19 protein-coding genes are annotated in these 20,562 nt (G+C 67.7%); 14 read left to right on the top strand and 5 right to left on the bottom strand.

Annotated features, from left to right (window positions below):
- Window positions 1–25 precede the first annotated feature (25 nt).
- From EOHIBHHM_RS03095 to EOHIBHHM_RS03075, 5 genes are all read left to right on the top strand, one after another.
- The gene (locus tag EOHIBHHM_RS03095) at window positions 26–313 is read left to right on the top strand and encodes a DUF211 domain-containing protein (RefSeq protein WP_497254526.1); all 288 of its coding nucleotides are present in this window, start codon (window positions 26–28) and stop codon (window positions 311–313) included.
- A 7-nt stretch (window positions 314–320) separates the two neighbouring features.
- Window positions 321–902: a VIT1/CCC1 transporter family protein gene (locus EOHIBHHM_RS03090; protein WP_497254524.1), complete on the top strand. Its 582-nt coding sequence runs from the start codon at window positions 321–323 to the stop codon at window positions 900–902.
- Window positions 903–1,007: 105 nt separating this feature from the next.
- On the top strand, window positions 1,008–1,268 hold the full coding sequence (locus EOHIBHHM_RS03085; protein ID WP_497254522.1) for a DUF7518 family protein: 261 nt from the start codon (window positions 1,008–1,010) through the stop codon (window positions 1,266–1,268).
- A gap of 30 nt (window positions 1,269–1,298) precedes the next feature.
- Window positions 1,299–4,877 (top strand): chromosome segregation protein SMC, encoded by a 3,579-nt coding sequence (smc, locus tag EOHIBHHM_RS03080; protein ID WP_497254520.1) that lies wholly within the window; start codon window positions 1,299–1,301, stop codon window positions 4,875–4,877.
- Window positions 4,870–5,799, top strand: coding sequence for a segregation/condensation protein A (locus EOHIBHHM_RS03075; protein ID WP_497254518.1), 930 nt, complete (start codon window positions 4,870–4,872; stop codon window positions 5,797–5,799). Before smc ends, EOHIBHHM_RS03075 begins: the two co-directional genes overlap by 8 nt.
- Before the next feature lie 27 nt (window positions 5,800–5,826).
- Here the strand turns inward: EOHIBHHM_RS03075 and EOHIBHHM_RS03070 are convergent, their stop codons facing one another.
- A complete protein-coding gene (locus EOHIBHHM_RS03070) occupies window positions 5,827–6,546 on the bottom strand; it encodes a DUF7504 family protein (RefSeq protein ID WP_497254516.1) in 720 nt (239 codons plus the stop codon).
- A gap of 205 nt (window positions 6,547–6,751) precedes the next feature.
- Window positions 6,752–7,615, bottom strand: a complete 864-nt coding sequence (mtnP, locus tag EOHIBHHM_RS03065; protein ID WP_497254514.1) for an S-methyl-5'-thioadenosine phosphorylase — start codon at window positions 7,613–7,615, stop codon at window positions 6,752–6,754.
- Between the two features lie 209 nt (window positions 7,616–7,824).
- On the opposite strand from mtnP, the gene EOHIBHHM_RS03060 reads away from it, so the two are divergent.
- Window positions 7,825–9,219, top strand: a complete 1,395-nt coding sequence (locus tag EOHIBHHM_RS03060) for an MATE family efflux transporter (protein WP_497256900.1) — start codon at window positions 7,825–7,827, stop codon at window positions 9,217–9,219.
- Between the two features lie 108 nt (window positions 9,220–9,327).
- The gene (locus EOHIBHHM_RS03055) at window positions 9,328–9,507 is read left to right on the top strand and encodes an AN1-type zinc finger domain-containing protein (protein ID WP_497254512.1); all 180 of its coding nucleotides are present in this window, start codon (window positions 9,328–9,330) and stop codon (window positions 9,505–9,507) included.
- Here the strand turns inward: EOHIBHHM_RS03055 and EOHIBHHM_RS03050 are convergent.
- From EOHIBHHM_RS03050 to EOHIBHHM_RS03040, 3 genes are all read right to left on the bottom strand, one after another.
- Window positions 9,504–10,460: an AEC family transporter gene (locus tag EOHIBHHM_RS03050; protein ID WP_497254510.1), complete on the bottom strand. Its 957-nt coding sequence runs from the start codon at window positions 10,458–10,460 to the stop codon at window positions 9,504–9,506. The genes EOHIBHHM_RS03055 and EOHIBHHM_RS03050 overlap by 4 nt on opposite strands.
- A 53-nt stretch (window positions 10,461–10,513) precedes the next feature.
- The gene (locus tag EOHIBHHM_RS03045) at window positions 10,514–11,227 is read right to left on the bottom strand and encodes a phosphoribosyltransferase (protein WP_497254508.1); all 714 of its coding nucleotides are present in this window, start codon (window positions 11,225–11,227) and stop codon (window positions 10,514–10,516) included.
- A gap of 98 nt (window positions 11,228–11,325) precedes the next feature.
- A complete protein-coding gene (locus EOHIBHHM_RS03040) occupies window positions 11,326–12,651 on the bottom strand; it encodes an MFS transporter (protein WP_497254506.1) in 1,326 nt (441 codons plus the stop codon).
- Between the two features lie 453 nt (window positions 12,652–13,104).
- Between EOHIBHHM_RS03040 and EOHIBHHM_RS03035 the strand changes: the two genes are divergently transcribed.
- From EOHIBHHM_RS03035 to EOHIBHHM_RS03005, 7 genes are all read left to right on the top strand, one after another.
- Entirely contained in the window at window positions 13,105–13,575 is a 471-nt protein-coding gene (locus EOHIBHHM_RS03035) for a nucleoside deaminase (protein WP_497254504.1), read from the top strand.
- Window positions 13,576–13,624: 49 nt separating this feature from the next.
- Window positions 13,625–14,584 carry a PhzF family phenazine biosynthesis protein gene (locus tag EOHIBHHM_RS03030; RefSeq protein ID WP_497254502.1) on the top strand — a complete coding sequence of 320 codons (960 nt, stop codon included), beginning with the start codon at window positions 13,625–13,627 and terminating at the stop codon, window positions 14,582–14,584.
- Window positions 14,585–14,698: 114 nt separating this feature from the next.
- Complete coding sequence (ppsA, locus tag EOHIBHHM_RS03025; protein WP_497254500.1) at window positions 14,699–16,996, top strand: phosphoenolpyruvate synthase; 2,298 nt, start codon at window positions 14,699–14,701, stop codon at window positions 16,994–16,996.
- An 87-nt stretch (window positions 16,997–17,083) separates the two neighbouring features.
- Window positions 17,084–17,833 (top strand): CPBP family intramembrane glutamic endopeptidase, encoded by a 750-nt coding sequence (locus EOHIBHHM_RS03020; RefSeq protein WP_497254498.1) that lies wholly within the window; start codon window positions 17,084–17,086, stop codon window positions 17,831–17,833.
- Between the two features lie 104 nt (window positions 17,834–17,937).
- Window positions 17,938–19,023: a tyrosine decarboxylase MfnA gene (gene mfnA, locus EOHIBHHM_RS03015; protein WP_497254496.1), complete on the top strand. Its 1,086-nt coding sequence runs from the start codon at window positions 17,938–17,940 to the stop codon at window positions 19,021–19,023.
- Between the two features lie 97 nt (window positions 19,024–19,120).
- Window positions 19,121–19,669, top strand: coding sequence for a YqaA family protein (locus EOHIBHHM_RS03010; RefSeq protein WP_497256898.1), 549 nt, complete (start codon window positions 19,121–19,123; stop codon window positions 19,667–19,669).
- 66 nt (window positions 19,670–19,735) lie between these two features.
- A complete protein-coding gene (locus tag EOHIBHHM_RS03005; protein WP_497254494.1) occupies window positions 19,736–20,413 on the top strand; it encodes a LiaF transmembrane domain-containing protein in 678 nt (225 codons plus the stop codon).
- Window positions 20,414–20,562: the final 149 nt, after the last annotated feature.

The following is a 20,562-nucleotide window of genomic DNA, read 5'->3' as shown; positions in this document are numbered from 1 at the left end:
GCTTCCGTCCGTCCACGTTCTCCCCATGGAACCCGTCAGGCGACTCGTCGTCGACCTCCTGAAGCCCCACGACCCCGACATCGTCACGCTCACTCGCCACGTCGCCGCCTGCGACGGCGTCTCGGGCGTGAACGCGGCGCTCGTCGAGACCGACCGCGAGGTCCAGAACCTGAAACTCACCGTCGCGGGCGACGACGTCAACGAGACCGCTGTCTTCGGAACCATCGAGGAGAGCGGCGCGACGGTCCACTCCGTCGACCAGGTCGTCTGCGGGGACGTCGTCGTCGAAGAGAGCGCGACGCCGCAGGACTGACGCGCCGATGCGTCGTCTCGTCTCCCAGTTCCGGTCGCTCCTGCAGGACGAGGAGGTCCGGTCGATCTCCCGGCGCTACTTCATCTCCAACGGGTTCGACGGGACGCTGACGAGCATCGGCGTCGTCGTCGGGTCGCTGCTCTCGGGCGTCCCCGACGGGGCGACGGTCGTCGCCGTCGGCCTCGGGGCCGCCGTCGGCCTGGCCACGTCGGGCGTCTGGAGCGTCTGGGAGATCGAACGCGCCGAGACGCAGGCGGCGATCCTCCGTCTGGAGCGGGCGATGTTGACCGACCTCGACGACACGGCTATCCAGCGGCGGAAGGCCAGCGCTCGGTTGGTCCACGCCGTGATGAGCGGTCTCGGCCCCGTCGTCGGCGTCCTCTTGCCGCTTCTTCCGTTCCTCTTCGAGGGACGAGGGCTGACGATGCTGCAGGCGACCGTCGTCGGCGTCGCAGTCGGCGTCGCCGTCCTGTTCACGTTCGGCGCCTATCTGAGTACGATCTCCCGACAACGGTGGTACGTCGCGGGCGCGCGGATGGGGCTGGCGGGACTCGTCGTCGCGGCCGTCAACTACCTGTTGCCGGGGTGAGCCGACTGCAGAGACGGCTCCGTGGCCGGTCGTGTGACGACGTATCATACATCCCTACTTAACGTCTGACGTACCTTTATACGGCCGGCGACAGGCAGTAGCCCCATGAGCAACCGGGTGGAGGAACTCGAATCGACGGTGAAGGAGCTACAGGCAGCAGTCAACGGGCTGACCGAAGAGCTCGTCGAGACGAAAGAGCGCGTTCGGCAGCTCGAAGAGGAGGTCGGCGTCGACGTCGCGCCGAGTCGACGCGAGCAGCTCGAACAGACGGCCGACGACAGAGAGGTCGAAGAGGATAAAGCCGACGACGCCAAGGAAGGAGACGACGAGGAGGAGTCCAGCGGAAGCGACATCATCGTCGCGTAAGCTCGCGACTTCTCCCCTCGCGAGCAACCAATGCACATCAAAGAGCTCGTCCTCGACGACTTCAAGAGCTTCGGGCGGAAGACCCGAATCCCGTTCTACGAGGACTTCACGGTAGTTACCGGACCGAACGGTTCGGGAAAGTCTAACATCATCGACGGGGTCCTCTTCGCGCTCGGACTCGCCCGTACCCGCGGGATTCGCGCAGAGAAGCTGACCGACCTCATCTACAACCCGGGCTACGACGACGGCGAGGAGCCGCCGGGGACGAAGGAGGCCAGCGTCACCGTCGTCCTCGACAACGGCGACCGGACGCTCGAGCGGTCGCAGGTGGTCAACGCCGCCGGCACGGACAACGTTGGCGACGTCGACGAGATCACCATCAAGCGCCGGGTGAAGGAGACGGAGGACAACTACTACTCGTACTACTATCTGAACGAACGCTCGGTCAACCTCTCGGACATCCAGGACCTGCTGGCGCAGGCCGGCGTCACGCCCGAGGGGTACAACGTCGTCATGCAGGGCGACGTCACCGAGATCATCAACATGACGCCCTACCAGCGACGGGGCATCATCGACGAGATCGCCGGCGTCGCCGAGTTCGACGCGAAGAAGGAGGACGCCTTCGGCGAACTCGAGACCGTCGAAGAGCGCATCGGCGAGGCCGACCTCCGCATCGCCGAGAAGGAAGAGCGGCTCGACCAGTTGCAGGACGAACGTGAGACGGCCCTGGAGTACAAGTCGCTCCGCGAGGAGCGAGAGGAGTACGAGGGCTATCTCAAGGCCGCCGAACTCGAAGACAAGCGCGCGGACCTCGAACGGACGACGACGAAACTCGAGACGAAGGAGTCGGAGCTCGACGAGCTGCAGTCGGTGCTCGACGAGAAACAGGGTCGCGTCACCCGCCTCGACGACGAGCTCGAGGAGCTCAACCGCGAGATCGAGCGGAAGGGCGAGGACGAACAGCTCCGCATCAAATCGGAGATCGAGGAGGTCAAAGGCGAGATCAGCCGTCTCGAGGGCAAGATCGAGACGGCCGAAGAGCGCATCGAGGAGGCCGAGAGCGAGCGCCGACAGGCGTTCGTCGGCATCGACCGCAAGGAGGAGCAGGTCGAGGAGTACGAAGACGAGATCCGCTCCGTCAAAGTCGAGAAGGCCTCCGTCAAGAGCGACGTCCAGTCGAAACAGGTCGAACTCGCCGAGGTCCAAGCCGAGATCGAGAGCGTCGACACCGAGTTCGACGAACTCAAAGACGAACTCGCCGACCGAAAAGCGACGCTGGAGGAGCTGAAGACCGAGAAGAACGACCTCCAGCGCGAGAAAGACCGCCTGCTGGACGACGCGCGGCGGCGCTCCAACGAGATCAGCGAGACGCGCGAGGAGATCGAGACCGCCCGCGAACGCATCCCCGAACTGAAGGCCAAACTGTCGGAGCTCCACAGCGAACTCGACAAGGCCGAGAAGAACAAATCGAAGGTCCAGGGGATCGTCAACGACCTCCGCGACGAGCGCAAGGAGCTCAAAGACGAACTCTCCGACGTCGAAGAGACGATCCGGCGCAAGCAGAGCCAGTACGCCGAGTTGGAGTCGCGTTCGGACGACGGTGGCAACTCCTGGCCGCGTGCGGTGACGACGATCATCAACGCCGAGATGAGCGGCGTCCACGGCGCGGTCGGTCAACTGGGAAGCGTCCCGGGCGAGTACGCCACCGCCTGTGAGACGGCCGCCGGCGGCCGACTGGCGAACGTCGTCGTCGACGACGACGGCGTCGGCTCGAACTGTATCGACTACCTGAAGCGTCGCAACGCGGGTCGGGCGACGTTCCTCCCCATCACGAAGATGGACAACCGGAGTCTCCCGCGGAAACCCAACAGACCGGGCGTCGTCGACTTCGCGTACAACCTCGTCGACTTCGACGGTCGGTACGCGAGCGTCTTCTCTTACGTCCTCGGGTCGACGCTCGTCGTCGAGGACATGGACACCGCCCGCGACCTGATGGGCGACTACCGGATGGTGACGCTCGACGGCGACCTCGTCGAGCGCTCCGGCGCGATGACCGGCGGCTCCGGCGGCGGGTCGCGCTACTCCTTCTCGAAGTCCGGCGAGGGCCAGCTCGAACGCCTCGCCACGGAGATCTCCGACCTCGAGGACCGTCGACAGACGCTGCAGTCGGAAGTAGAGGACGTCGAGGGACGCATCGACGACGTCCGCGACCGACAGGCCGACGCCACCGAGAAGGTCCGCTCGATTCAAGGCGACATCGACCGCGTCGAGTCGGACGTCGAGGAGGCGGAGGCGGAGATCGAGTCGCTCGAGGACCGCCTCGCGGAGCTACAGGACGAACGCGAGGACGTCGACGCCGAGATGCAGTCGCTCGACGAGCAGATCTCGGCGAAGGCCGAGACCATCGCCGACGTCGAGAGCGACGTCGAGGAGTTGGAGACCGAGCTGAAAGACTCGAAGATCCCGGAACTCACCCAGCAGGCCGACGAGATCCGCGACACGGTCGACGAGTTGGAAGAGCGGATGGACGACCTCGACGGCCGACTCAACGAACTCCAGTTGGAGAAACAGTACGCCGAGGACGCCGTCGACGACCTCCACGACACGGTCGAGTCCGCCCAGAACCGCAAGGCGGCCGCCGAAGAGGACATCGAGGGGTACGAGGCGGCGATCGAGGAGCAGGAGGCCGTCCTCGAGGAGAAACGCGAGGCGGTCTCCGACCTCGAAGACGAACTCGCGGAGCTCAAAGGGGAACGCAGCGAGCTGAAGGAGGAACTGCGCGAGGCCAAGAGCGAACGCGACGCCCAGAAGGAGAAGGTCTCCACCGTCGAGTCGCGACGCTCCAGTCTCGAGAGCGCCGTCGAACGGCTGGAGTGGGAGATCGACGAACTCGAGACCGAGGTCGGCGACTACGACCCCGAGAACGTCCCCGACCACGACGAGGTGCAGTCGACCATCGAGCGGCTCACCGAGCAGATGGAGGCGCTCGAACCGGTCAACATGCTCGCCATCGACGAGTACGACGAGGTCAGAGACGACCTCGAGACGCTCCAGGAGGGTCGCGACACGCTCGTCGAGGAGCGAGACGGCATCCGAGAGCGCATCGAGTCCTACGAGTCCCAGAAGAAACAGACGTTCATGACGGCGTTCGACGCCATCAACGACCACTTCCAGGACATCTTCGAGCGACTCTCGGCGGGGACGGGCGAACTCGTCCTCGAGAACCCCGAGGACCCGTTCGAGGACGGGTTGACGATGAAGGCCCAACCCGGCGACAAACCGGTCCAGCGGCTCGACGCGATGTCCGGCGGCGAGAAGTCGCTGACGGCGCTGGCGTTCATCTTCGCCATCCAGCGGCACAACCCGGCGCCGTTCTACGCGCTCGACGAGGTCGACGCCTTCCTCGACGCGGTCAACGCCGAACGCGTCGGCCAGATGGTCGACGACCTCGCGGGCGAGGCGCAGTTCGTCGTCGTCTCCCACCGCTCGGCGCTGCTCGAACGCTCCGAGCGCGCCATCGGCGTGACGATGCAGGAGGACAACGTCAGCGCCGTCACGGGTATCCAGTTGAGCGACCTCGAGAGTACGGAGGTCAGCGCGGATGACTGATCCCCGCGAGAACGGCGACGAGCGGACGAACGGGGCGAACGGTCTCCTCCCCGACGACGTCACCGACGACCTCGCGACCGAGGGTGAGGGCGACGCCGACGCCGACGACGACGAGGTCGAACCGGTCGAACTCCTCGTCCAACTGGCCGAGGAGGGCGAGATCGAACCGTGGGACATCGACATCGTCGCCGTCACCGACGCCTTCCTCGAACGGCTGGACGCGACTGATCTGCGGACCTCCGGTCGCGCGCTGTTCTACGCGAGCGTCCTCCTGCGGATGAAGAGCGACGAACTGCTCTCGCCGGACGACCCCGAACCGGACGAACCGGAGTTGGAACCCTGGGAGATGGCGATGCAGGGCGGCGACCCCGTCGACGACGGCCCTGCGACGAACGGCGACGGGGTCGATCCGGTCGACGCGCTGGAGGCGGAGATGGACCGCCGGCTCGAACGGAAACGCGCCCGCGGGTCGCCGGAGACGCTGGACGAACTCGTCCGCGAACTCCGCGAGGCCGAACGCGGGTCGTGGTGGAAGGAGTCCCGCGAGTACGACACCTCCGACTCCCCGAGCGGGTTCGGGCGGGGGACGCAGACGCTCGACTACCACGCGGCCGACGACTTCCGCCGAGAGGGCGAACCCGACGAGGCAGACGTGACGGGGACCGCCCACGAGGAGGACATCGAGGCGACCATCGACGACGTCGAGGCGGCGCTGGCGACGCAGTACGACGAGGACCGCGACGAGGTGCTGTTCGCCGAGATCCGCGACGCCGGCGGGCGAGCGTTCCAGACGTTTCTCGCGCTCTTGTTTCTCGCTCACCGCGGAGCGGTCCGACTCGAACAGGACGAACTGTTCGGCGACCTCTGGATACAGGATCCGACTGCCGCCGAACGAGACGAGCTCGAAGCGATCGCCGACTGAGCGACCGTTTCGAGACGGCGCTCCTGGTCAGCCCAGCTGTAACCAGTCGGTCTGTATTCCCGGTTCGTGTAACGTCCAGCGCTGTTGCGGACCGGACACCGCCGGGCGCGTCTCGACCCTCGCGTCGAACAGCCGTTCGAAGTCGGCGTCGATCTGCCGACCGACCGACGCCGAGAGGTGGTAGTGGCCGATGCCGTGGGCGGCACGGACGCGCGTGGTCACGACGTGGAGGAACCGGTGTAGCCGCGGATAGGCGACGTCGTCGACGAGCGGATCAAGCGAGTCGAAACAGACGCGGATCTCGCCGGGGTCGGGGTCAGCCGCCTCGAACCGCGTCAGGTGGTCGTGGAGGTGTCGAGCGAGCGTCGACAGCGACGGCTCCGGTCGTGGCTCCAGGCGACTGAACCAGTCGGGCGCGTCGACGGCCGACGCCGTCCCGTGCGGCGTCTGCGGTTCGACGGCCCGCGCGTCCGCCGGCCGGTCGTCCCCGAGAGCGGTGTCGGCGAGCGCCGTCCGCGTCTCGGTACCGGGAACCTCGAGCAGTCCGAATCGGGTCGGGTCGGCGTCGGGTTCCACCCGTTCGTCTCCGTACGTTCTGACGAGGAGTCGGCGGCGGAGCATCGACTCCGACCCCAGCAGCTGGCTGCAGACGGTCGTCTCAGAGGGGTCTGTGAGCACGAGGACGTTCGCACCGCGTCGCTTGAGCGACTGCAGATGTGCATCGAGTCGCTCGACGTCTCCCTCCATCGGCAGATGGTTCTGCGGCCGACTATATAGAACTTCGGAGCGTCCGAAATAATGTCGTGTCGGGCGTCGTCGGCTCCGAGGTCCGTGGAGACGACCGGATACTCAGAGGGAGTATCGTCGGAGTTCAGAGACTCCTCGTCCGGGAACCGATCCACACGAGTCGTGAGGCTAAACGGAGGACTGCGATTGGCTCCGATAACCCCAATCAGTCGTCGAGGTAGTCGCCGACCAGCAGGTCGACGCGCTCGCGGGTCTCCTCGGGGATGGCGTCGGCGGGAGTGTTGACGGTGCCTTCGAGCGACGAGTGTGCGGCGCACTCGTGGTCCTCGGGGAGCGTCCGGATCGCCTCCTCGACGGTCCGTTTGATCGCCTCCTGGTTCCGCTCGGCGTTCTCCAGCACCTCTTCGAGCGTCACCTCGTGGTCCTGTTTCCAGACGTCGTAGTCGGTGACGCCCGCCACGGTCGCGTAGGCGATCTCGGCCTCGCGGGCGAGTTTCGCCTCGGGGACGGCGGTCATGCCGACGACGTCCCACCCCTGCTCGCGGTAGAACTCGCTCTCGGCGCGCGTGGAGTACTGCGGCCCCTCGATGCAGACGTAGGTGCCGCCCCGCTGGACGTCCGCGTCGGTCGCCTCTCCGGCCGCTTCGGTGAGGTGGTCGACGAGTTCGGGCGCGTACGGTTCCGTGATCGGCTGATGGACGACGATACCGTCGCCGAAGAACGTCGACGTCCGGTGTTTGGTCCGGTCGAAGATCTGGTCCGGGACGACGAGCGTCCCCGGCGACAGCTCCTCTTTGAGGCTGCCGACGGCGTTGCTGGCGAGGATGTGGGTGACGCCGAGCTTCTTGAACGCGTAGATGTTCGCGCGGTACGGGAGGTTCGTCGGCGAGCGCCCGTGTTCCGACCCGTGTCGGGGGAGGAAGGCGACCTCTTTGCCTGTGTCACCGAACTCGCCGATCGTGACCGGTGCGCTCGGGTCGCCGTACGGGGTGTCGATCTCCTCTTCGCGAGTGTTCTCCAGCGGGAGCGCCTCGTAGATGCCGCTGCCGCCGATGAAGCCGATCGTCATGCGAGCAGATGTGGCCAGCAGCCACCTAAATCGTCCGCTTCTGGCGGCGCTCACGGCGCGTCCTCGGCGACACTCCGCGTCCCCCTCCTCGCCTTCGTGTCAGCTGATACCACACGTCGGGAGCGTTGAAGTACCCCCAGCGTGTCCCGTCTGTAGTGACCGCCTCGTCCTCCACTTCGACGCTCACGGAGGGCGACCTCGTTCGCCCGATGTTGAACCTCGCGTGGCCGATGGTCGCCATCCAACTGCTGCAGGTCGCCTACAACGTCGCCGACACCTTCTGGCTGGGTGCGCTCTCGGCGGACGCGGTGGGCGCGCTGAGCCTCGCGTTCCCGCTCATCTTCCTCCTCATCTCGGTCGGCGGCGGGTTCACGACGGCGGGGACGATCCTCGTCGCACAGCACATGGGTGCGGACAGCGAGCGAGCGGCGGGCCACATCGCCGGGCAGACGCTCTCGTTCGTCACCGTCGTCGCCGTCGGCATCGCAGTCGCCGGCTTCCTGCTGACGGACTCGATGCTCGGTCTGCTCCCCGCCGACGCAGCGACGGCGAGACAGATCGTCCCGCTGGCGGCCGACTACATGCGGCTGTTCTTCCTCGGGATGCCCGCGCTGTTCGGCTTCTTCATCTTCACGTCCCTCATGCGCGGTTACGGCAACACGCGGACGCCGCTCGTCGTCATGCTCGTCAGCGTCGTCGTCAACGTCGGCCTCGACCCCTTCCTCATCTTCGGCTGGGGGCCGTTCCCGGCGATGGGGATCGAGGGTGCGGCCGTCGCGACGGTGTTCTCGCGAGTCGTCGCGACGCTCATCGGCGTCTACGTCCTGTTCGGGACGACGGCGGGGCCGACGATCGCCGCGCCGGACCTCGTCCCGCGACTCGACGACGTCCGCGACATCGTCCGACTGGGCGTCCCGAGCGCGCTGGAGCAGTCGACGAGTTCGATGGCGATGATCCTGCTGACGGGGATGGTGGCGACGTTCCCGCCCGCCGTCGTCGCGGCGTACGGCCTCGGCAACCGCCTCATCTCGCTGGCGTTCCTGCCGGCGATGGGGATGAGTCAGGCGATCGACACCGTCGTCGGTCAAAATCTCGGTGCCGGGCGACCCGACCGCGCACAGCGGGCGTCGTATCTGGCGATGAAACTCGTCGCGGGCGTGATGGTCGGCGTCGCCGTCGTCGCGTGGCTCTTCCCCGAACCGATCGTCGGCGTGTTCATCAGCACGAACACGGCGCAGGCCGCAGCCACCATCGCCCACGCCAGCGACTACCTCCGAACCGTCGCCGTGATGTTCGCCTTCATGGGCGTGCTGCAGGTCGCGCTGGGGACGTTCCGTGGGGCCGGCAACACCCGGACGGCGCTGGCGTTCTCGCTCGTCACGCTCTGGGTGGGCCGCCTCCCGGCGACGTACTACCTCGTCTTCGTCGAGGGGTGGGGGCCGACCGGGATCTGGATCGCCGTCGCGGTCGGCGACGTCGTCGGCTGTCTCGCCGCCGTCGCGTGGCTCTCGCGAGGGACGTGGAAGGAGTCCATCGTCGACGACGACACCGACGCCGACTGTGAGGCCGACGACGGCTGCGCCCATCCGCCGGCCGACGACTGACGCCGCGAACCGTTGAGAGCCGTCTTCGACGCCAGCGTCGTCCTCGCTCCTGTCAATCAGTTCTTATTTATAATGAACAATTATGTGGGATGCGCCTCGACACTAGGTATGGTCTCGTGTAACCGGTGTGGAGAGACACTCCTCGACGCGCGTCCCTGTGCCTACTGTGGGGCGCAGTTCTGTGCCGACCATCGGCTGCCGGAGCGACACGACTGTGCCGGCGTCGAGGGGTGGGACCGGCGTGGCGACCGGTTCGACAGCGGGTTCGACGACAGCGCCTCTGCCTAGAAGATCATCCCGGCGTCGAGGAGTGCGATGAACACCGTCAGGAGCGGTACGCTCACGAGCGTCGTCGTCAGGACGACGGTGCTGACGTACTCGGCGACTTCGACGCCGCCGACCCGTTCGCCGCCGGCGAACTCGGCGACGAGGATGAGCGGCGTGACGGCCGCGGGCATCGCAGACTCGAGGGCGAACGTCTTCGCGACGGTCGGGTTCTCGAACCCCATCGCCAGCGCGACGCCGATGCCGACGACGGGCGCGACGACCATCTTCAGCACGTTCGCCGTCCCCGCACGCCGGAGCGCCGCCCCGTAGTCGGTCTGTGCGAGTTGGAGCCCGAGGATGAGCAGCATCACCGGGATCGAGGAGTCGCCGACGAGTTTCAGCGTCGACAGCGCGGCCGACCCCTCCGGCGGGACGAGACCGAGGTAGCGAACCGCGAGCGCCGCGATGACGGCGTACACGAGCGGGATCTTCACGGCGCGCTTGAGACCGGCGAGTCCGCCGGAGCCGCCGCTCCGCGAGGCGATGTAGACGCCGACGGTGTAGATGAGGACACTCTGAGCCGTGAGAAAGAGGACGGCCGTACTCCGCCCCGTCTCGCCGAACGCGAACTCCGAGACGGGCAGCCCGTAGTTGCCCGTGTTGGGGAACGCACTCACGAGGACGAGCGCCGAGAGCAACGGGTCGCCGGTGCCGAACAGTCGGCCGACGGTCTCCGCGACGAGCACCATCGCGATCGTGTAGACGGCGACGCCGCCGACGACGCGGACGAGCGTCCCGCCGCCGAGCGTCGTGGTCGCGAGGCTGTGGAAGACGAGCGCCGGTGCGAGCACGTAGACGACGATCGTGTTCAGCGGGCCGGGGTCGACGGTCTTCACCCGGCCGAGCAGGAAGCCGATACCCGCGAGCGCGACGATCGGGAGGATGGCCGTCGCGAAGATAGAGAGCAGACTCACGACGTCACCGCTCGCTGAGTGTCACGGCCGCGACAGCGTCGGACACTGTCGGCTTAGGCACCGACCCCGTCGTTCTCGAGGAGTCGCCACGCGCCGTCGCCGGTCGACTCCACGTAGCCGCGTCGCTCCATCTCGGTCATGACCTCCATCAGTCGGCCGGGCTGGGCGATCTCCATCTCGATGCGGTCGACGTCGTGGAACTCGCTGAGGTAGTGGCGGACGTCGGCGCGCTCGAACGTCTCCTCGTCGGCCTTCTCCATCACGCCCGTGATGAGGTCGATCATGTCCTCGATGAAGTTCCACGGGTAGACGACCCACGCCCACTCCTCGAGGCGCTCGCCGACGTAGTCGGGTTCGAACTCGCTCGTCTGGAGCAGTTGGAGCGTCGCGGTGCGAACCTCGCCCGCCTCACGCTCGTTGACGTACTCGTCGGCGTGCCTGATCGATCCGCCGGTGTCGGCGATGTCGTCGATGATGAGCACGTCCTTCCCCTCGACGCTCCCTTCCGGCATCGGGTAGCGAACTTCGGGCTCGTCGGACTTCTGGGCCGTCCCCACGTAGTGTTCCATCTTCAGACTCGTCAGGTCGTCCATCCCGAGGAAGTCGCAGATACAACGCCCGGCGAACCAGCCACCGCGGGCCAACGCGACGACGACGTCCGGCTCGAAGTCGTCGCGTTTGACCTGGTTGCTGACACCCCGACAGAGATCGTAGATGTAGTCCCAGTTGGTGATCGTGCATTTGAACTCGTCCGGGAGGTCGCTCATTCCGTCCTGTGAGTGGAGTGGCTCGACACATAAGGGTTTACAGGCTGTCTCGCGGAGTCGACTCGCTGAGGCGTTAGCGTCTCACGACGGTCGGGCGGTCACTCGTCGCGACTCGCCGACGGGGTCACGTCGAACGCCGCCGGGTCGGCGTCCCCGACGGCGGGGAGACGGCGGAGTCGCGGACGTGCGAGGACGTACAGCCCCGTGAAGCCGAAGCCGAACGCGGCCAACCCCATCGTCGTCGTCGGTCCGAGCAGTTCGGCGACGACGCCGCCGATCAGCGACCCCACGGGCAGCGTGGCTCCCGAAGCGGTCCCCTTGATCGACGACACGCGACCGAGGAGGTCGGCGGGGAACACGGTCTGGTTCAGCGTCGACGTGAGCACCCCACTGGCGCCTGCAGGTACCCACGCGACCCCGAACAGGACGACGGTGAGCGTCGTCGACGGCGCGTACACCGCGGCGACCCAGCAACACGCGGCCACCGAGTTGCCGACGAGCAGCACTCGTCCGTACGCGACGTCTTCGAGATACGGCGCGACGAGCGAACCGACCAGGCGACCGACGCCGAGCGCACCGAGCAACAGTCCGTAGACGGCGGGGCCGCCGACGCCGTCGCCGAACGCCGGGAGGATCGCGAGCGTCACGCCGGTCGCGAAGTTGGCTACCGCCGTCGTGAGCACCAGTTCGACGAAGACGGTCCCGCGGAGCACGTCGATCCCGTCCCGCAGGTCGGCGACGTACGATCCGAGCACCGACTCGTCGCCGCCCTCCGGCGTCTCCTCGCTCTCGCCATCGCCGTCTTTCCCTCTATCGACGGCGCTGGACGGCGGGACGGCGATACCGGCGAACAACAGCCCCGCGACTGCGAAGGTGACCGAGTCGAACAGGAACAGCGTCGTCGCGCCGAAGACGGCGATGAACGCGCCACCGAGCGCGTCGAACACCATGTCCAATCCGAGCGTGACGGTCGCGAGCGCGGAGTTGGCCCGCGACAGCCGCTCGTCGGGGACGATTCGGGGGACGAGCGTCGCCTGCATCGGCGACATCAGCAGCGTCGCGAGCGTCAGTACCGGAACGACCGCGAGCAGGACGACGACGCTCAGCCGTCCCGTCGCCGCGGCGAGCGGCAGCACGAGAACGACGACGCCCTGGAGGAGTTGCGACCCGACGAGGACGGGTCTGAGCGGGAGGCGGTCCACGACCGGGCCGGCGAGTATCTGCAGGAGCCACGGGAGGAGCAACGTCGCGTTCGCGACTCCCGTGAGGACGGTCGAGCCGCTGAGTTCGAAGACGAGCCACAGGACGGCGACGGTGTAGAGGCTGTCGCCGGCGTTCGTTACGAACTGACCGGCGAAGAACCGCCGGAAGTCACGGTTCCGCCACAGCGACGGCTCCGTCCTCGCCGCGTCGGTCGCGGTCATCGGCGACTACCTCCGGTGGTGGGTGGCCGTCCGAGTAGGTGAGATGACCGCGGGCCGAGCGGTCGGTGCGAGTGCGGGCGAGACGACTGTCGTTCGAGCGGCGATGCGTGGTCGGACGAGTCCCGGCTCTGTGCCGGCGACTCGGGAGAGATCGGCATATGCGTGTGTGTTCGATGGAGACGCTGCGGCTACGGAACGTAGCGAGACGAACCCGAGTGCTGCGGCTATCGGGCCCGTCTCGCGGCGGGGGGCGCGAGCGGATCGAACACCGGACGACACGCGAGCCGGCGAGTCATAGGACGCTTCACCCCGACTGTCGGGGGGCTGATGTATAGTTCTGGCGACGGTGTGACACGTCGGCGCGGACCCCTGTCCTCCCGCATCCGGTCGTCGACGTCTCGTCGCTCGCCGCGACCCGAAGCCTCTGCACCGTCGCTCCCGAACACACCACCCATGACCGACACCACCGTCTCGGACGACGTCGACCACGACCACCTCCGACACGCTCTCGACCTCGCCCGCGAGGCCGCCGCCGCGGGCGACGAACCGTTCGGCTCGATCCTCGTCCGGGACGACGAGATCGTCGCCGAGTCGCGCAACACCGTTCACACCGACGACGACGTGACCGCCCACCCCGAACTGAAACTCGCGCGGTGGGCCGCCCGCGAACTCGACGAGTCAGCACTCGCGGAGACGACGATGTACACGAGCACCGAACCGTGTCCGATGTGTGCGGGCGCGATGTACCACGCCGGCCTCCGGCGCGTCGTGTTCAGCACGCCCGCAGCGACGGTCGGCGAGGTCGCCGGCGCGGGGCTGGTGATGCCCTCCAGCGAGGTGTTCGCCCGCGGCGCGGAGTCCGTCGCGGTCGTCGGCCCGGTGCTGGAGGACGAGGGCCGCGAGATCCACGAGTCGTTCTGGTAGCGTCTCGGCTTCTCCCGGATTTATCAACCCGCACGCCGACGACGCCGCCATGGACTCCCGACGCGCCCTGCTCGTCGACGCCTTCACGACCGACCCGCTGGCAGGAAACGCCGCCGGCGTCGTCCCGGACGCCGACGGGCTCTCGGAGACGCAGATGCAGGCGATCGCCCGCGAACTCTCGGTCAGCGAGACGGTGTTCGTCCGCGCGCCCGAGGACGACGGCGACTACCGCGTCCGGTACTTCACGCCGACGCAGGAGATCGACCTCTGCGGGCACGCCACCGTCGCCCTGCACGCGCACCTGTTCGCGGACGGCGCGGTCGACGCCGGGACCCACGCGATGGAGACGAACGTCGGGACGCTCGACGTCGACGTCGACGATGACGGCGTCGTCTGGATGACGCAGGCCGAACCGACGGTCGAGACAGTCGACGTCGACGAGGAACGTGTCGCCGACGCGCTCGGCGTCGACGTCGCAACCCTGCGCGACGTCGGTGCGGACCTCCCGATGGCCGTCGCCTCGACCGGACTGTCGTTTCTCGTCGTCCCGATCAACTTCCTGGAACACCTCGGCAACGCCGCCCCCGACATGGAGGCCGTCGAGTCGCTCACCGCCGAGTACGAGGTCACCGGCGTCTACGCGTTCACCTTCGACGCGCTCGACGGCGACTCGACGCTTCACGGACGGATGTTCGCTCCCGGTGCAGGGATCCCCGAAGACCCCGTGACCGGCATGGCGAGCGGGGCGTGTGGGGCGTACCTGCGGGAGGTCGGCGCCTTCGAGGACAGCGAGACGCAACGCGTCTCGGAAGGAGCGAGCGAGGAGCGTAGCGACTCGCGAGCACTCCCCGAGGAGATGCGGTTCGAGCAGGGGCACTTCGTCGACCGGCCGGGACTCGTCCGCGTGCGCGTCGGTGACACGGTGCAGGTCGGCGGACGCGCGACGGCGTCGTTCGACGGAACCCTCCACGTCCCCGAAGACGAGGACGACGACATCGTCGAGGCCTGATTTCGTCGCCCCGGACTGTTCACGAAAAGGCTAACTCGGCTCCGAGTCAGTAATTTACGCCGTTGCGCGGGTCGGAAACTTCTTTAGCGCGAGTGGTGTCGTTCCAAACGCGAAATGGCTCTACTTTGGCTGGACGACGTGAGGGCTGCGGACCTCGAGACAGTCGGTGGCAAAGGCGCCTCGCTGGGGGAACTCACCGCCGCGGGGCTTCCCGTCCCACCGGGATTCGTCGTGACGGCGGGTACGTACCGCGAGTTCATCGAGGAGTCCGGTATCGACGACGACCTGTTCGCTGCGATGGAGATCGACTCCGAGGACTCCAAGGCGCTCGCCGGAGCGCAGGAGCGCGCACACGAACTCATCATGGGGACGCCGATGCCCGAGGAGGTGCGCGAGGAGATCATCGAGGCGTACCGCTCGATCGGCGGCGACGAGGAGGCGTTCGTCGCCGTCCGCTCGTCGGCGACCGCCGAGGACCTCCCCGACGCCTCCTTCGCGGGGCAACAGGAGACGTTCCTCAACGTCACCGAGAAGGACCTCCTCGAACGCGTCAAGGAGTGTTGGGCCTCGCTGTTCTCCCAGCGCGCCATCTACTACCGCAACCAGAAGGGGTTCCCGCACCACGAGGTCGACATCGCCGTCGTCGTCCAGCAGATGGTCGACGCCGAGAAGTCCGGCGTGATGTTCACCTCCCACCCCTCGACGGGCGAACCCCGCGCCATCATCGAGTCGGCGTGGGGACTCGGCGAGGCGGTCGTCTCGGGGTCGGTCTCCCCCGACAACTACGTCGTCGACCGCAGGACGGGCGAGGTCGTCGACGTCACCGTCGCCGACAAGAAGGTGATGCACGTCAAAGACGAAGAGACGGGCGAGACCGTCGAGGTCGACGTCCCCGACGAGAAACGCGAGGAGCGCGTGCTCTCCGACGAGGAGATCGCCGCGCTCGTCGAGGTCGGCGAGCAGGTCGAAGACCACTACGAGACGCCGCAGGACGTCGAGTGGGCCATCGTCGACGGAGAGATCTACATGCTCCAGTCGCGACCGATCACGACGATCAGCGACGACGACACCGGCGTCGAGGAGGCCGCAGGCGAAGCCGTCGCCAACGGCGGCCAGTCCCTCGAAGAGGCGGGCAGCGGCGACGTCCTCCTGCGCGGGCTGGGTGCCAGCCCCGGAGTCGTCTCCGGGAGCGTGCGCATCGTCACGAAGCTCGATCAACTCGACAAGGTCTCGGACGGAGACATCATCGTCACCGAGATGACGATGCCCGACATGGTGCCCGCGATGAAGCGCGCGGCTGGCATCGTCACCGACGAGGGCGGGATGACCTCCCACGCCGCCATCGTCTCTCGCGAACTCGGCGTGCCGGCCGTCGTCGGCTGTAGCAGCGCCACGCGCGAACTCACCGACGACCAGATCGTCACCATCGACGGCGACAAGGGGACCATCCGCGAGGGCAGAGAGACGAAAGACGTCGAGGAGCGCGAACCGGTCGAGGAGGTACGACCGAAGACGCCGGTCAAACCGATGACCGCCACCGAGGTCAAGGTCAACGTCTCCATCCCCGAGGCCGCCGAGCGCGCCGCCGCGACCGGTGCCGACGGCGTCGGCCTGCTGCGCATCGAACATATGGTGCTCTCCCTGGGGATGACCCCCGAGCGATACATCCAAGAGAACGGCGAGCGCGCCTACGTCGACGAGATCGTCGAGGGCGTCCGCACGGTCGCCGAGGAGTTCTACCCGCGGCCGGTCCGCGTCCGGACGCTCGACGCACCGACCGACGAGTTCCGCCAACTGCCCGGCGGTGAGGACGAACCCAAAGAGCACAACCCGATGCTCGGCTACCGCGGCATCCGCCGGAGCCTCGACAAACCCGACGTGTTCGCCCACGAACTGGAGGCGTTCCGCCGTCTGTTCGACATGGGCTACGACAACGTCGAGATCATGTTCCCGCTGGTCAACGACGCCGAGGACGTCTACCGCGTGAAGAAGCTGATGCGCGAGGCCGGCATCGACCCCGACAAACAGGACTGGGGCGTGATGATCGAGACGCCCGCGAGCGCGCTCGGCATCCGCGAACTCGCCGAGGCGGGCATCGACTTCGCCTCCTTCGGCACGAACGACCTCACCCAGTACACCCTCGCCGTGGACCGCAACAACGAGAACGTCGCCGACCGCTTCGACGAACTCCATCCCGCCGTGTTGGAGCTCATCGGCTCGACGATCGAGACCTGCCGCGAACTCGGCGTGAAGACGAGCATCTGCGGCCAGGCCGGCTCGAAGCCGAAGATGGTGCAGTTCCTCGTCAACGAGGGCGTCACCTCCATCTCGGCGAACATCGACGCCGTCCGCGACGTCCAACACGAGGTCAAACGCGTCGAGCAGAAACTCGTCCTCGACTCCGTCCGGTAGTCGACCAGCCGCGTCTTCTTCCCTGCGTCACCGTCTCAGCCCCGCATTGATACGCTCTCGGCGCGTACCTGTCTGTGGGAACACACCATGTCGCAGACAGTCTCCACCTCGCCGACCGACCAGTCCGGCCGACTTCCGTCTCGCGTCCGGGCGGTGCTCGTCGCCGCCGGTCTCGTCGCCGCCGCCGTCCTCCTCAGTCTCGTCGTCGGCGTCGCGGTCGCGCTCCCCCTGCTTCTGGGTGGGTTCGACCCCACCTCCGGCGTCGTCCTCGTCGCCTCGCTTCTGGCCACGCAGCTCTCGTTCGCCGTCGTCGCCGCCCTCTATCTGTGGCGGCGCGAGTGGGGCGTCGCGTGGAGCGTGCCGACCGGTCGCGACCTCCTGTGGGTCGGCGGCGGCGTCGTCGTCACCGTCACCGCGGCGCTGGGGCTGCTCGCCCTCTCGGAACGGCTCGGCGTCGAACCGGTCGAGAGCGTCGTCGAAGCGCCCGTCCTCGCGGACCCCACGCTCCTCTTGGTGCTCGCCGGCCTCTCTCTCGTCCTCGTCGCACCCGTCGAGGAGCTACTCTTTCGCGGCGTCGTCCAGGGGCGACTCCGCCGGACGTTCGGCGCGCCCGTCGCCGTCGCCGTCGCGAGTCTCCTCTTCGCCTCGATCCACCTGCTGAACCTCGTGACGGTCGGCGTCGGCGCGGTCGTGATGGTCGCCGTCATCTTCGTCGTCGGTGCGGTGCTGGGCGTCGCCTACGAACGCACCGACAACCTCCTCGTGCCGGTGCTCGTCCACGGCGTCTACAACACGACGCTGTTCGCGCTCACCTACGTCTCGCTCGCCGGTCTCTGAGGTCGGCGGCGAGTCCCGTCGACGACGCCACGGACGGTCCGACGCCCGTGACAGTCCGGACCAGAGCGGAACGGATAAACCCGGTCAGGGGTAACGTGGCCGACATGCAGCGTCTCGCCCGGGAACCGCAGCAGTTCGACCGCGTCCTCTCGTCGATGTGTACGGAGCCACACCCCGCCGCCCGGGAGGCCGCCATGCGATTTCTCGCGACGAACCCCGGCGACCCGGCGACGTACCAGGAGGTCGCGACCCTCGAAACGCGGGCCGTCGACGCGCTCGGCGACGTCGCCGGGCTAGCCGACCCCCACGGCTACGTCGCCAGCGGCGGCACGGAGGCGAACGTCCAGGCGGTCCGGGCCGCACGCAACCTCGCCCGCGAGGAGGGCGGCCCCCCCGGGAAGACCGACTCCCCAGCGGTGGTCGCCCCCGAGAGCGTCCACTTCAGTTTCCAGAAGGCCGCCGACGTTCTCGGCGTCGAACTTCGGACGGTTCCCGTCGACGACGACTTTCGGGCGGACGTCGAGGCCGTCGAGGCCGCCGTCGACGACGACACGGTGCTCGTCGTCGGCGTCGCCGGTACGACCGAGTACGGTCGGGTCGACCCGATCCCCGCCCTCGCCGACGTCGCCCACGACAACGGCGCACTGCTCCACGTCGACGCCGCGTGGGGCGGGTTCTGTCTCCCCTTCACCGACCACGACTGGAACTTCGCCCACGCCGACGTCGACACGATGACCATCGACCCCCACAAGATGGGTCGGGCGGTCGTCCCCGCCGGTGGACTGCTCGCTCGCGACGCCGCGACGCTCGACGCGCTCGCCGTCGACACTCCTTACTTGGAATCGACGTCGCAGGCGACGCTGACGGGGACGCGGAGCGGTGCGGGCGTGGCGGGTGCGGCGGCCGTCCTCGAGGAACTGTGGCCCGGTGGCTACCGCGAGCAGTTCGAGAGATCGATGGCGGACGCCGAGTGGCTGGCCGCGGCGCTCACAGAGCGCGGATTCGACGTCGTCGACCCGGAGCTCCCGCTCGTCGCCGCCCGACTGCCGGACGACCTGTTCGCGGCACTGCGGGCGGCAGACTGGCGCATCTCGCGGACCGCGTCGGGCGAACTCCGCGTGGTGTGTATGCCGCACGTGACCCGCGAGACGCTCCGCGCGTTCGTCGCCGACGTCGACGCGCTGGCCTGACGCAGCCCGTCCTGACGCTCGGGCGACAGCTCCTGATTGCTCGGAAACCTCAACACTTACGTCCACGTACCGGCGAGTGTCCAACGTGTCACTCGGTCTGTCCCTCCTCGATTTCGCCGCCGTCGGCGGCGTCGACTTCGCGTGGCTCGAACATCTCGTCGAGCGGGCGACGGGGTGGGGCGGACTCGTCATCATCTGGATCTACTCGTTTCTCATCGCCTTCGCGCTCCCGGGCGTGAGCGAGGTCGTCCTCGCCGCACCGCTGAACCTCGGACTCAGCGGCGCGGCGACGACGACGCTCATCATCTTCGTCAGCGCCTTCGGCAAGGCCGCCGGCAGCGTCTTCGCCTTCCACATCGGCCAGGAGGCCAAGGAGTCCGGTCGCATCATCGGGTTCCTCCGCCGCTCGCGGTTCGACATCGTCGAGTGGTCGGAGCGGCAGACGGTGAAGATCGCCCAGAAGTGGGGGTACGCGGGCCTCGCGCTCGCGCTCTGCGTGCCGGGGTTCCCCGACACGATCTCCATCTACGCGTTCTCCGTCCTCGAGGAGGACTACGCGAAGTTCGCGCTGGCGACGTTCGTCGGCAGCGCCGGTCGACTCGTCGTCTGGCTGGCGGGCGCGGAGGCCGTGCTCTCGGTGGTCTGACCTCCGATTCTCATCGATCGGGAGTCACGGATCCGGGTTATCTCCTCGGCACGCGTCTCCTCACACATGGCCTACAGACGCATCTCGAACCAGTCGCTCGTCGGTGTCCTCGTCGCCCTCGTCGGCGTCGTCCTCCTCGTGAACACGACAGGGCTCTACGACACTCGACCGCTCCTCACCTACGTTCCGTCGCTGTTCGTCCTGGTCGGACTCTACGCCATCGTGAGTAGCGACTTTCGGAACGTCGGCGGACCGCTCGTCCTCGTCACCCTCGCGAGTGCGTGGCAACTCGTCGCCCTCGACCTCCTGTCGGTCGAGCGGGCGCTGAGTTTCTGGCCGCTGCTGCTCGTCCTCTTCGGTCTCTCGATCGCGCTCGGCCGGGTTCGTCCCTCGGCCGCCGCCGTCGACGACGACCGACTCGACCTCGTCGCCGCCTTCGGCGGTCTCGACCGGCGGGCGACGTCCAAGACGTTCACCGGCGGCACCGTCACCGTCGTGTTCGGTGGTGGTGAACTCGACCTCCGGGACGTCGACGTAGCCGCGCCCCCCGCCCGGTTGAACGTCGTCTCGCTGTTCGGCGGCGTCGACGTCGTCGTCCCCCGTGACTGGAACGTCCGACTCGACGTGATCCCGATCCTCGGTGCGGCCGAAGACGACCGCCCGCGCCGGGAGTCCGAACACGACGAGGTCGACCTCGTCGTCACCGGGTTCTGCGCGTTCGGCGGCGTGAGCGTGAAGAACTGACCGCTGTGCCTCTACGCCGTGACCTTTAACCGTCGGCGACGTCTCTGCTCGTCTGTGAACTCGGTCCACCCGACGCCGATGCGGATGCGCACGCGACTCTTCTAGCCACGGGTGGACCCCTCCTGCGGCGGCCGGTCGGTAACGCGACG

The sequence above is a fragment of the Halogranum roseipondis genome, assembly GCF_059695585.1.
The sequence above is the reverse complement of the archived record's forward strand: the minus strand, read 5'-3'. Positions and strand labels throughout refer to the sequence as shown.

What these genes read in the sequence shown, in the direction of transcription:
- EOHIBHHM_RS03095 (WP_497254526.1), top strand. Translation starts at nt 26, where the DNA reads ATGGAACCCGTCAGGCGACTCGTCGTCGACCTCCTGAAGCCCCACGAC.
- EOHIBHHM_RS03090 (WP_497254524.1), top strand. Translation starts at nt 321, where the DNA reads ATGCGTCGTCTCGTCTCCCAGTTCCGGTCGCTCCTGCAGGACGAGGAG.
- EOHIBHHM_RS03085 (WP_497254522.1), top strand. Translation starts at nt 1,008, where the DNA reads ATGAGCAACCGGGTGGAGGAACTCGAATCGACGGTGAAGGAGCTACAG.
- smc (WP_497254520.1), top strand. Translation starts at nt 1,299, where the DNA reads ATGCACATCAAAGAGCTCGTCCTCGACGACTTCAAGAGCTTCGGGCGG.
- EOHIBHHM_RS03075 (WP_497254518.1), top strand. Translation starts at nt 4,870, where the DNA reads ATGACTGATCCCCGCGAGAACGGCGACGAGCGGACGAACGGGGCGAAC.
- EOHIBHHM_RS03070 (WP_497254516.1), bottom strand. Translation starts at nt 6,546, where the DNA reads ATGGAGGGAGACGTCGAGCGACTCGATGCACATCTGCAGTCGCTCAAG.
- mtnP (WP_497254514.1), bottom strand. Translation starts at nt 7,615, where the DNA reads ATGACGATCGGCTTCATCGGCGGCAGCGGCATCTACGAGGCGCTCCCG.
- EOHIBHHM_RS03060 (WP_497256900.1), top strand. Translation starts at nt 7,825, where the DNA reads ATGTTGAACCTCGCGTGGCCGATGGTCGCCATCCAACTGCTGCAGGTC.
- EOHIBHHM_RS03055 (WP_497254512.1), top strand. Translation starts at nt 9,328, where the DNA reads ATGGTCTCGTGTAACCGGTGTGGAGAGACACTCCTCGACGCGCGTCCC.
- EOHIBHHM_RS03045 (WP_497254508.1), bottom strand. Translation starts at nt 11,227, where the DNA reads ATGAGCGACCTCCCGGACGAGTTCAAATGCACGATCACCAACTGGGAC.
- EOHIBHHM_RS03040 (WP_497254506.1), bottom strand. Translation starts at nt 12,651, where the DNA reads ATGACCGCGACCGACGCGGCGAGGACGGAGCCGTCGCTGTGGCGGAAC.
- EOHIBHHM_RS03035 (WP_497254504.1), top strand. Translation starts at nt 13,105, where the DNA reads ATGACCGACACCACCGTCTCGGACGACGTCGACCACGACCACCTCCGA.
- EOHIBHHM_RS03030 (WP_497254502.1), top strand. Translation starts at nt 13,625, where the DNA reads ATGGACTCCCGACGCGCCCTGCTCGTCGACGCCTTCACGACCGACCCG.
- ppsA (WP_497254500.1), top strand. Translation starts at nt 14,699, where the DNA reads ATGGCTCTACTTTGGCTGGACGACGTGAGGGCTGCGGACCTCGAGACA.
- EOHIBHHM_RS03020 (WP_497254498.1), top strand. Translation starts at nt 17,084, where the DNA reads ATGTCGCAGACAGTCTCCACCTCGCCGACCGACCAGTCCGGCCGACTT.
- mfnA (WP_497254496.1), top strand. Translation starts at nt 17,938, where the DNA reads ATGCAGCGTCTCGCCCGGGAACCGCAGCAGTTCGACCGCGTCCTCTCG.
- EOHIBHHM_RS03005 (WP_497254494.1), top strand. Translation starts at nt 19,736, where the DNA reads ATGGCCTACAGACGCATCTCGAACCAGTCGCTCGTCGGTGTCCTCGTC.